Raw genomic sequence first — 10,839 nt, 5'->3', positions numbered from 1 at the left:
GTTTGTTTGGCTACGATGCAGAAAGCGATACTACACTGCGTGCAACAACCGTACCTGTCACCCTTCACATTCGACCGTCTGGGTTTGTTGCAGATGGGGATACGCCAATTCCGCCGACGCCGGATTTATATACGCAGCTTTTGAAAAAGCTTTCGGGGATGCAAACCGGGGCAAACGGAAAAGACAGTCGTTCTGCTTATGAAATTGCCATAGAAAATGGTTTTGTGGGGACAGTTGCAGAATGGCTGGAGAGTTTGAAAGGCAGGGACGGTAAAGATGGATTACCTGGAAAGGATGGAAAAGATGGTGCAGATGGTTTGCCCGGTAAGGACGGCACAAATGGGAAAGACGGTAAAGATGGGCGTGACGGAAAGGACGGCGTTTCTCCGGATTTGACAAATTATCCAGATACCGATGCCGTAAAAGCACTGATTCAAGCTGCGGTTCAACCTCTTTTACAGCAGGTACATGTTCATAAAAATCTGAATGTTTTAGATGATTTGACGGCAGATGAACTTTCCTTGCTGCGTGCTCTTCAGGAATTCGAGGATGATACAACTTACAATATCCAAACATTCCGGGAAGCCATTGCAGCACTGAATGAAAAGGCACATACCCACGAAAATCAATCCGCATTGGATCAGATCACTGCCGCTAAAATCGCACAATGGGATGGCTTTGGCACACAAATCAATGGGCTTAGTACAAAGGTTACGGTCTATTCGGAAAAGGTGGAGAACAATACTTCCAGAATCGGAACGGCAGAACGCACTTTGGAGAGCCTGCAAAAACAAATCGATAACCTGACAAGCGGCAGAAATTACACCATTCTGTTTCAGTCTGGACAGGATGCCGTTTCGACCTATGCATCGAATCTCAGCATGATTCTGGACGGCAGCTATCAGACAATGACAGATTTTCTGGCTGCCTATCCGCAGTTTTGCAGTGCAGCAAATGATTTCGTGTTGTCCTATTCGCAGGAGTGCTTCAACTGGGATAAGTCGGTTTTGACCGTTTGTGCAAAGCCCTTATCTCTGACGAAAAATGCGGAAATCGTGATGTCCTATCAGTCGGGTTCGAGCGAAGCCGGAAGTCTGTATCTGGTGCAAAAGCCGCAGAAAATCGACATTCCTATCGGCGTGTATGTAAACACAGAGATCGATGCAAATCGTGCGGTTTCTCTGGATTTCCAATGGCTGCAGTCGGACAACTTTATCACCACTATCACAGAATGTACCGGCATTTCTGATGGCGAATACTACCTTGCATGGGTAGGCAGAAGCAACAATTCTCATCCGAAAATCCGATTCCTGAAAGTACTGGAGGGTTGAAAATGAAAGATACCATTTGCGTGGCTGTCGGCTTGGTCGGCGGCTTTTTTACTGCCATTTTTGGCGGCTGGGACTCCGCTCTGGTGACACTGGTCGTCTTTATGGCAATCGACTTTTTCACTGGCATCATCACCGCCATGATGAAAAAATCAAAACACACGGAAAGCGGCGGACTTTCTTCCAAAGCTGGCTGGTTCGGTCTGGCGAAAAAAGTCTGCACCTTGATGCTGATCGTCGTTGCAGTTCGGATGGATATTCTGCTGAATACCAACTATATCCGGGATGCAGTCTGCATCAGCTTTTGCCTGAACGAACTGCTTTCCATCGTGGAAAATACATCGCTCATGGGGATTCCTTACCCACCCGCAATCCAAAAAGCAATTGATGTTCTGCAAACGAAAATCGGCAGAACGGACGAAACGACCGACAAGGAGGACAAGTAATATGACTATCTTAAGACCCGATGCAACAACGACTCTGAACGGAGTAAAAATCAACGAGTATTTACTCACCAAACACAATCCCAACCACATTGATATGCCCTCTGTTTCCATGGCAGGAAAAATCATCGGTGTGACCGTCCACAACACAGACTGGATCACAGTTGCAAGCGGCACGACCCCTGCGGAGCAGTACACGAGAGCAACGGTCAATAATAATATGAAGGATGTGCGAGTTCATTACTATGTGGATAACGTGTGTGCATGGCAGAATCTGCCCCACAGTCTGAGCGGCTGGCACGCTGCTGACGGTTCTGGGAACGGCAACAGAAGAACCATTGCCATTGAGTGCATTATGTCCTCTGCATATAATTCTACGGATAAAAAGTCGGAGGATAACTGTGCGAGACTTGCCGCAGCGTTATTAAAGCAATATGGATTGGACATCAACCATCTCTACACGCATACCCACTGGCTGAATGTTCGTGACGGACGAAACGGAACGATTGACCAGCTAAACACAATGTACAATCGGTACAAGATGTGTCCGGCATACATTTTGCCTCATTGGGCGGAGTTCAAGAAAAAGGTACAGTCTTATTTAAATGCAGGTTCTGCATCCACAACACCTATTCCTGCAACAAAGCAGCTTTACCGGGTGAGAAAGTCTTGGTCAGATGCGAAGTCGCAGCTGGGTGCGTATGCTTCTCTTGAAAATGCGAAAAAAGCTTGCAAGGTCGGATATTCTGTATTTGATTCCAACGGAAATGTGGTCTACACCAATGGCAGCCAGTTCACCAAGGGACAGAAGGTTGCCATTCGTGCCAACACACCTCTGTTCGCCAGTGCAGAAACTACATCTGTAACCAGAAGAATCAGCGGCACTTACTATCTGTATGACGGTATTGCCTGCAAGAACGGTCGTTATCGTATCACCACAAAGCCGGAGTTCTGCGGAAAGACACCAGTGGGACAGTATGTGACCGGTTATGTTTCTTGGGATAATTTCAATCAGTGAGGATTCTTTTATGGAACAACAAAAATTGATGGATGAACTGAATTACCATCGTGCTCAAAAGCTGACTGATGCGTTATATCATTCCGGTTTGATTTCCTTTGAGGAATATGACAAATTAACGCTCAAAAATCGGCATTCTTTCTCTCCGATTTACGTGGACTTATTGCCGAAAACGCTTGCAATTCCGCCGAAAAAGAGGTAATATGGACACGTCAAAAGGAGGTGCAGAAGCATGAAAACTATTACCAAAATTGAGGCAAATCGCTCTGTAGCTGTTCATCGAAAATGTCGTGTAGCGGCTTATTGCCGTGTTTCCACAGAGCATGATGACCAGATGGAAAGTCTGGAAACGCAGAAGGCACATTATGAAGCGTGGATCAAACTGCATACAGAGTGGGAATCTGCGGGTATCTTTTATGATGCTGGCATTACTGGAACAAAAGCAGAAATTCGTCCTGGACTGCAAGACCTTTTACAGGCTTGCCGCATGGGCAGGGTAGACCGCATTCTGGTGAAATCCATCAGTCGGTTTTCCAGAAATACAGTGGAGTGCCTCGCTCTTGTTCGGGAACTATCAGGAATTGGGGTTTCCGTTTTCTTTGAAAAAGAAAACATAGACACCGGCAGTATGGAAAGCGAATTGTTTCTGACGATACTCAGCAGCATGGCAGAGGAAGAATCTTTATCCATATCCAGAAATGAGAAGTGGTCGGTACAGCACCAGTTTCAAAACGGTACCTATGTGTCATCGTCTTTCCCTTACGGGTATTGCAGAAATGACAGGGGAGAGCTGGTGCTCGAACCTGAGGAGGCAGAAATTGTGAAATACATTTTTTCTGCCTTGTTATCCGGAAAAAGTTCTTGTCAGATTGCAGATCTGTTGGAACAGCAGGGGATTCCTTTCAAGAATGGACGTCATTGGTGTGATGCTGCGATTCGTGGAATTGCTGCGAATGAAAAATATGTGGGAGATGTTTTGCTGCAGAAAACGTATACCGATGCACATTTTCATCGGCACAAAAATCATGGGGAAGTGGAATGTTATCTTCTTTCAGATCACCACATACCAATTGTTAGTCGGGAAACTTTTGCAAAAGCAAATGCAGTCATTCGACAGCGAGCTGCCGAAAAAGGTATTGTGTGTGGTACAGGAAAATATCAAAAGCGATATGCTTTTTCCGGAAAGGTGATTTGCGGCAAATGCGGCAGCACTTGCAAACGCAGGATCCACAGCGGCAATGAAATTGCATGGACGTGTGCTGCTCATATTGAAAGTGCTCAAAAATGTCCTATGAAATATGTGCGGGAGGAGGTATTGAAAGCCGCTTTTATTACGATGTTGAACAAACTGATTTTCAGCAGAAAGCACATTTTGAAACCATTGTTAGAACAGCTGAAAACGAACAGCAATGATGAAAATGTCCGGCGAATGCAGGAACTGCAAAAGCAGCTGGAATCTCATGCTGAAAAGAAAAACACACTGCACCGTTTGTATGCACAAAAGGTTGTAGATCCTGTTTTATTCCGGCAGGAAATGAATGCTTTGCAGAAACAAGCGGAGTCCTGCCGTATGGAAATTGCACAGTTGGAACAGGAAACACATGGAGAAACTGAGATAATTGCAGAATTAAAACAGCTGTTGCGATTTACAGAGCAGCATTCTGCAATGTTGACAGAATTTCAGGAGACATGGTTTTCTGCATTTGCAGAACAAATAATTCTGTATGATCGGAATCATATTGGATTTCGGCTCAAATGCGGTCTGCTGTTAAAGGAGAAAATTTGATGGGACAGATTCCTTACGGCTACCGAATTGAAAACGGTGCTGCTGTGATTATACCGGCAGAGGCAGCACAGATTCGCCTTATTTTTCAAAATTATATTGCCGGTATGAGTTTACAGTCGGCAGCAAGAGCAGCAGGTCATCCCATGGCACATAGCACTGTTCGTCGAATGATGCAGCGAAAATGCTACCTTGGAGATGCTTTTTATCCGGCAATTCTGGACAAAGAAACATATGATCGGGCAAATGCAGAGTGGCAGCATCGTGCAGATGTAATGCAGCGACTTGGAAAAACGAGGAGAAAGCCCGTATGTCCACAGACAAAATTTTTGTTGGAACTGCCGCAGCAAATACCAGAACTAGATAGAAATACACCATTTCAGCAGGCAGAATATCTTTATCATTTGATAGAAAATAAGGAGTAATGCAACAATGCCAAAGGTCACTACAATTCCACCACGAAAGCAAAGAAATCATGCTGTAACGTCACAGGAAACTCGAAAGATTCGTGTAGCAGCCTATTGCCGTGTTTCCACGGATACAGAGGAACAGGCAACCAGCTATCAGGCACAAATTGCACATTATGAGGAAGTCATTCACAGGAATCCGGAATGGGTCTTTGCTGGGATCTATGCCGATGACGGCATCAGTGCAACCTCCACAAAACATCGGGAACAGTTCCATCAGATGATTCAGGATTGCATGGACGGAAAGATTGATATGCTCATTACCAAATCCATCAGCCGATTCGCCAGAAACACAGTAGATTGCCTGAATTACATCCGACAGCTGAAAGCACAAAACATTCCAATCTATTTTGAAAAAGAGTCCATCAACACAATGGATGCGAAAGGGGAGGTGCTGATTACCATTATGGCATCTCTGGCACAACAGGAATCAGAATCTCTGAGTCAGAATGTCAAACTGGGAATGCAGTATCGGTTTCAACAGGGAAAGGTGATGGTCAATGCCAGCTGTTTTCTTGGCTATGATAAGGACGAAAACGGAGATCTTGTGATCAATCCGGAACAAGCGGAAACGGTAAAACGAATCTATCGGGAGTATCTGGAGGGAGCAAGCTGTCAGCAGATCGCAAGGGGACTGGAACGGGACGGTATCCGAACAGCAAGAGGAAATACCCGATGGCATGACAGTTCGATTCGGTTAATTCTGGAAAATGAAAAGTATATGGGAGATGCCCTTCTGCAAAAAACATATACTGTGGATTTTCTCAAGAAAAAACGCATTAAAAATAACGGTGAAATGCCGCAGTATTATGTGGAGGACGATCATGAGGCAATTATTCCCAGAGCATTGTTCTTACAGGTGCAGGAGGAAATTGCAAGGCGTGGTTCACAGGTGGATTGTATGGGCAGACGGCGTGGATTTAGTGCAAAACACTGTTTTACTGGTTTGCTTTACTGTGCTGAATGTGGGGAACAATTCCGCAGAATCCATTGGAATAACCGAGGCTGCAAATCTGTGGTGTGGCGATGTATGACCAGATTGGAGAAAAAAGGAGCGTGTCATGCACGAACAGTCTATGAGGAATCTTTGAAGCAAGCTTTTGTAGAGGCTCTGAATCAATTGACAGGAGGCAGTGAAACATATCTTTCTATCTTACAGGAAAATATGGCTGAAGTGATTGAAATGGAACAATCCAATCTGCCCAAGGAAATACAGAGAAAATTAGATGTTCTTCAGAAAAAGTTGATCGAATGTGCAGAACGGCATGAGGATTATGAGGAGATAGCACAGGAGATCTTTCGGCTGCGAGAGCAAAAGGAACAGGCTTTAAGGGAAAATGTTTCTCAACAGGAGCAGAAAGAACGTATGCGGGAACTGCAGGAATTTTTGGCTGCTCAGCCGCATCAGATTGCCGAATTTGATGAAACGCTGGTTCGGCATCTACTTGCAAAAGTAACGGTTTCTTCCGATCGACTGAATTTTACATTTCAATCAGGTGTCGCGGTTTCCATTGAAAAGTGAACCACTTCAAAAATCCTCCTTTGCAAAATATAAAAGCAGGGGAGGATTTTTAGATTTTATAACGGCATTGTTGTCTTGATTTCTCCTTAAATTTATGGTATACTAAGAAAAAACGGAGGTGCTGCATCATGGGAATCTATCTGAACCCAGGAAATGATTTGTTTTACTCTACAGTTACTTATTCTGAAATTTATGTGGATAAGACCATGTTGATTTCTTTCACCAATAAATGTTTGTTTGGAGAAAATAAGGAGATCTGCGTCAGCCGTCCCAGAAGATTCGGAAAGTCGATGGCAGAGAATATGCTGACGGCTTATTACAGCAAGGGCTGCGATTCGAGAGAATTGTTTTCCAAGTTTCAGATTGCACAGACACCGGATTTTGAAAAGCACTTGAACCGGTATAATGTGATTCACATCGATATGCAGAAATTCCTTGGCAGAACCAAAAATGTCCATGAAATGCTGGACTTCTTGCAGAAACGTGTGCTAAAAGAGATGAAACAGACATTCTCCGTGATAGAGCCGGAAGAAACCAGTTTGATTATTGCGTTGGAAGATCTGTACGGTCAATGTGAAGAAAAGTTTATCTTCATCATTGACGAATGGGATTCCATTTTCCGGGTGCATCGGGATAATGCGACTGCTCAAAAGGAATATCTGGATTTTCTGCGGGATCTTCTGAAAGGACAACCCTATGTGGCACTTGCCTATATGACTGGGATTCTTCCAATCAAGAAATACGGTCAACATTCTGCACTGAATATGTTTGATGAATACTCCATGACCAATCAATATGCACTCGCAGAATCTACTGGTTTTACAGAGAGGGAAGTTCGTCAACTTTGTGAATGTTATCAGATGTCTTTCGAGCAGACAAAAGATTGGTATGACGGATACAATGTCAACGGGGTGTCGATTTACAATCCAAGATCTGTGACATCAGCAATGATGAACCGAGTCTTCGACAGCTATTGGACGCAAACGGAAACCTATGAGGCCCTGAAAATGTACATTGTCCGCAACGAAAACGGCTTACGGGACAAGATCATTCGCATGATTGCCGGAGAGCATATTTCTATTAACACGAAAACATTCCAGAACGATATGTGTACCTTTGAAACAGCAGACGATATTTTGACTTTGCTGGTGCATCTGGGGTATCTGACTTATGATTTCGACACAAAAACTGCCTGGATTCCCAACAAGGAAGTGCGGCAGGAATTTCTCAATTCCATCCAGGGACAGGAGTTCCAGACGGTCAACAATGCCATTCATCGTTCCGACAAGCTGCTGCAATTGACACTGGCACAGAATGCGGAAAAGGTGGCGGAAATGCTTCAGGAAGTTCACTGTGACAACTGTTCTGTGATTCAGTACAACAATGAAAATTCGCTGGCTTGTGTGCTGAGTCTGGCATACTATTCCGCACAAGACAGCTATGCGGTTTATCGGGAGTTGCAGGGCGGAGAAGGCTTTGCGGATCTGGTATTTGTACCAAGAACCGGAAACCATAACCCGGCAATGATCGTGGAACTGAAATGGAATCAAAGCACTGGCATTGCACTGGGGCAAATCAAAGACCGGAACTATATTCGCTGTTTGAAGGATTATCATGGAAAAGTGCTGTTTGTTGGCGTGAACTATGATAAGAAGAGTAAAAAACACGCTTGTCAGTTTGAAATGGTTGACATTTAAGAATCTTTCTGATGGTGAAAAATGAATATTGTATTAGATCGATAGTGGGTGATGTATATGTCTAAAATTCTAATTATTACATGTTCTTACGATAAAACTATAGACTACATTATAGAAAAGAATAAATATAGAGCTAATTTTTTTAGATTTAATGTTGACTTGTTTGCAGATTATGGAATTACAATATCTAACTCCTACTGGGAAATATCGTATAGAAATAATACAATTAATAGTAATACAACTCTAAGTATATACTATCGTAAGCCTACTTTCCCAGATACAAGTGATTTTGCTCCTGAATACAGGCGAATCATTAATAGTGATATTCTTGCTATTATAGATGGACTGGCAAATAGCTTTAGTGGTGTTGTGCTCACAAAACCTTATTTATTAAGGCAGGCTGAAAACAAAATATTTCAATTGATATATGCAAAAAGCCACTCCATTTTAATGCCTAAATCATTTATTGGAAATAATGATTACTGGAAATGTATTAATGATCAAAGAATCATTAAGCCAATTTCTGTAGGGAAAATTGAGACTTCATCTGGAATAGCTATAATTCAAACAAATCTAATGCATGAGAATGACAGCTATGATAGTCCAGAATTAACCCCAGTATATATTCAGGAATATATTAAAAAAAGTTTTGAAGTAAGGATTACTGTAGTTGATGATGATTTTTTTGCTGTAAAGATTGTATCAGATAATATGATTGATTGGCGAGCTGGAAATAATAATCAATATGAAATTATCGACATTCCGATAGAAATAAAAAAATGTATTAAAATGATGATGAAAGATTTTCAGTTAAGATTTGGTGCTATAGACTACATAGTGGATGTTGATGGGAAATGGTATTTCCTTGAAATCAACCCAAATGGACAATGGCAATGGCTCGAATGTATCTTAGGTCTTTCTATTTCTGATAGTATTATGAACATGCTACTTGGGGGATAAAAATGAGAGTGAAGATAATTAATTTAATACTTTTAATTGCTTCTTGGCTTCCTGTTTTTTCGTTAACAGAAGATGAGAAATATGGAGAGTTAAAAATTGATAACAGTATTGCTGTTAGGTCACAATTAAGAACATGGCGGCTAAGTCTTTTTCAAATTATGCTCGGTGCTTATAAATTCTACATATTAACACTTAGTAGAACTTATGATAATAACACTAATAAAGTTTTGTATCATCCAAAACTTTTCAAACTAATATCATTAAAGAAGATTTTCGATAAAAATGACCATCATATAGAGCAGATATATAATGACTACTATATGCGTTTGAATAATTCAAAGATGACGGAAGATCGCTTGGAAAAAGAAAAAGAGAGTTTATGTTATCATATAGAAGTAGAAAATAGTAGGCTCGAAAAAAGCGACAATAAAATGAATATTTATACTACTGTATTACTAACAGCATTACCAATACTTTTAGGCATAAGTTTTGATTCAATATTATTATTGTTTAAAACCAATATGATCTACAAAGCTTTTTTTTATCATCTCGGCATATTTTGTCATGAATATAGTATTATATCTCTTTCAATACATTAAAGTTGGAAAGTACAATATGAGCAGATTTTCAACATTAAAAGAGGAACAAGATGAGAATTTGACTCAAAGGTTAGTTTCACAGTATTATTATGATTATCAATCCTTAAAAAATAAGGCAAATTTTTTTGTGAGTTATGTATTAAATATCCAAAAATGGATGGAAGCATCATTAACCCTATTTATTATAGCTTTTTCTTATCATCAGATTTATATGCATTTCTCAAATGCACCAAAAAGAGTTGACACTTCAAATAGTATTATTTATAATATGGATGTAGCTACTTTAAATGATCCTTACTCAAAGGATTCCATACAGTTAACGAATATAAAAAAGTGCGTACAGATGCAGGATGCAGATATGATGATTGTCATCTATAATGATCAATCAGATATTGGTATTATTAAGAGTGAATTTCTTATATTTGATTCGTCATTTGAAATACAATATGTTAATGACAACCAATTAGAACCTGATGATATTAAAATATTAGTATATAAAAAGGAGTATTCGTAATGAAAAAGCATATTCTGTCGAATTATTTAAAGCAAGTAAAAAAGTTAGTAATTCCTTCTAAGGATGATACTATTGTTACAGAATCGATGGAAACGAGTGATATAGATGAATTTAGATATGATAGAGGAGAGTATGTTCATGATTCTGATGGGACTCTGACTCATTCTATTGAAACGTCAGATCCAGACGAATTTAAATTAGATATAACAGGCGAAACAAGATCAATTGAAACATCGGATCCAGATAATTTCTTTATTCTTGACAACTCCTACTATGATAACACGCAAACAACATTTAGTGTAGAGCAAGGAGATATGGATGAATTTGCTTTGCTGTAAGAAATACGATTAGGGCATAGAATTTTTGATCAGTAGAAAAGTGTCAAAATTGCTCATTTTACCCAGTTGACGCACTAATATGGTTGTCATAGTGACATCAATATCAGGCTTTCAAGGCACGTTGAGTGCGTGGTATTGATGTCAAGGAAGCAAGGATAATAGATGAAAAA

At 40.9% G+C, this 10,839-nt stretch carries 11 protein-coding genes and 1 pseudogene; all 12 read left to right on the top strand.

What is annotated here, in order from left to right:
* Positions 1-1,331: pseudogene (locus tag QZ375_RS12425) on the top strand (hypothetical protein); the annotation flags it as partial.
* Positions 1,332-1,333: 2 nt separating this feature from the next.
* Positions 1,334-1,774 carry a phage holin family protein gene (locus QZ375_RS12420; RefSeq protein WP_295219575.1) on the top strand — a complete coding sequence of 147 codons (441 nt, stop codon included), beginning with the start codon at positions 1,334-1,336 and terminating at the stop codon, positions 1,772-1,774.
* Between the two features lies 1 nt (position 1,775).
* A complete protein-coding gene (locus QZ375_RS12415; RefSeq protein WP_295219574.1) occupies positions 1,776-2,789 on the top strand; it encodes an N-acetylmuramoyl-L-alanine amidase in 1,014 nt (337 codons plus the stop codon).
* 10 nt (positions 2,790-2,799) lie between these two features.
* On the top strand, positions 2,800-2,991 hold the full coding sequence (locus QZ375_RS12410; protein WP_021681028.1) for an SHOCT domain-containing protein: 192 nt from the start codon (positions 2,800-2,802) through the stop codon (positions 2,989-2,991).
* 30 nt (positions 2,992-3,021) lie between these two features.
* Positions 3,022-4,575, top strand: coding sequence for a recombinase family protein (locus tag QZ375_RS12405; RefSeq protein WP_295219573.1), 1,554 nt, complete (start codon positions 3,022-3,024; stop codon positions 4,573-4,575).
* Entirely contained in the window at positions 4,575-4,997 is a 423-nt protein-coding gene (locus QZ375_RS12400; RefSeq protein WP_288837346.1) for a recombinase family protein, read from the top strand. The genes QZ375_RS12405 and QZ375_RS12400 overlap by 1 nt, the downstream gene beginning before the upstream one ends.
* A 7-nt stretch (positions 4,998-5,004) precedes the next feature.
* Positions 5,005-6,561, top strand: coding sequence for a recombinase family protein (locus QZ375_RS12395; protein WP_295219572.1), 1,557 nt, complete (start codon positions 5,005-5,007; stop codon positions 6,559-6,561).
* Between the two features lie 128 nt (positions 6,562-6,689).
* Positions 6,690-8,258, top strand: coding sequence for an AAA family ATPase (locus QZ375_RS12390; protein ID WP_295219571.1), 1,569 nt, complete (start codon positions 6,690-6,692; stop codon positions 8,256-8,258).
* A gap of 57 nt (positions 8,259-8,315) precedes the next feature.
* Positions 8,316-9,218: a hypothetical protein gene (locus tag QZ375_RS12385; protein WP_295219570.1), complete on the top strand. Its 903-nt coding sequence runs from the start codon at positions 8,316-8,318 to the stop codon at positions 9,216-9,218.
* A 2-nt stretch (positions 9,219-9,220) separates the two neighbouring features.
* Positions 9,221-9,817, top strand: a complete 597-nt coding sequence (locus QZ375_RS12380; RefSeq protein ID WP_295219569.1) for a hypothetical protein — start codon at positions 9,221-9,223, stop codon at positions 9,815-9,817.
* 16 nt (positions 9,818-9,833) lie between these two features.
* The gene (locus QZ375_RS12375; RefSeq protein ID WP_295219568.1) at positions 9,834-10,331 is read left to right on the top strand and encodes a hypothetical protein; all 498 of its coding nucleotides are present in this window, start codon (positions 9,834-9,836) and stop codon (positions 10,329-10,331) included.
* Positions 10,331-10,669, top strand: a complete 339-nt coding sequence (locus QZ375_RS12370; protein ID WP_295219567.1) for a hypothetical protein — start codon at positions 10,331-10,333, stop codon at positions 10,667-10,669. The genes QZ375_RS12375 and QZ375_RS12370 overlap by 1 nt, the downstream gene beginning before the upstream one ends.
* Positions 10,670-10,839 lie beyond the last annotated feature (170 nt).

This window comes from Ruminococcus sp. (assembly GCF_019417665.1).
GTDB lineage: Bacteria > Bacillota > Clostridia > Oscillospirales > Ruminococcaceae > Ruminococcus_C.
This window is presented reverse-complemented; position numbering and strand designations above follow the sequence as displayed.

Excerpts from the sequence above, each read along its gene's own strand:
- QZ375_RS12420 (WP_295219575.1), top strand. The coding sequence starts at position 1,334 with ATGAAAGATACCATTTGCGTGGCTGTCGGCTTGGTCGGCGGCTTTTTT.
- QZ375_RS12415 (WP_295219574.1), top strand. The coding sequence starts at position 1,776 with ATGACTATCTTAAGACCCGATGCAACAACGACTCTGAACGGAGTAAAA.
- QZ375_RS12410 (WP_021681028.1), top strand. The coding sequence starts at position 2,800 with ATGGAACAACAAAAATTGATGGATGAACTGAATTACCATCGTGCTCAA.
- QZ375_RS12405 (WP_295219573.1), top strand. The coding sequence starts at position 3,022 with ATGAAAACTATTACCAAAATTGAGGCAAATCGCTCTGTAGCTGTTCAT.
- QZ375_RS12400 (WP_288837346.1), top strand. The coding sequence starts at position 4,575 with ATGGGACAGATTCCTTACGGCTACCGAATTGAAAACGGTGCTGCTGTG.
- QZ375_RS12395 (WP_295219572.1), top strand. The coding sequence starts at position 5,005 with ATGCCAAAGGTCACTACAATTCCACCACGAAAGCAAAGAAATCATGCT.
- QZ375_RS12390 (WP_295219571.1), top strand. The coding sequence starts at position 6,690 with ATGGGAATCTATCTGAACCCAGGAAATGATTTGTTTTACTCTACAGTT.
- QZ375_RS12385 (WP_295219570.1), top strand. The coding sequence starts at position 8,316 with ATGTCTAAAATTCTAATTATTACATGTTCTTACGATAAAACTATAGAC.
- QZ375_RS12380 (WP_295219569.1), top strand. The coding sequence starts at position 9,221 with ATGAGAGTGAAGATAATTAATTTAATACTTTTAATTGCTTCTTGGCTT.
- QZ375_RS12375 (WP_295219568.1), top strand. The coding sequence starts at position 9,834 with ATGAGCAGATTTTCAACATTAAAAGAGGAACAAGATGAGAATTTGACT.
- QZ375_RS12370 (WP_295219567.1), top strand. The coding sequence starts at position 10,331 with ATGAAAAAGCATATTCTGTCGAATTATTTAAAGCAAGTAAAAAAGTTA.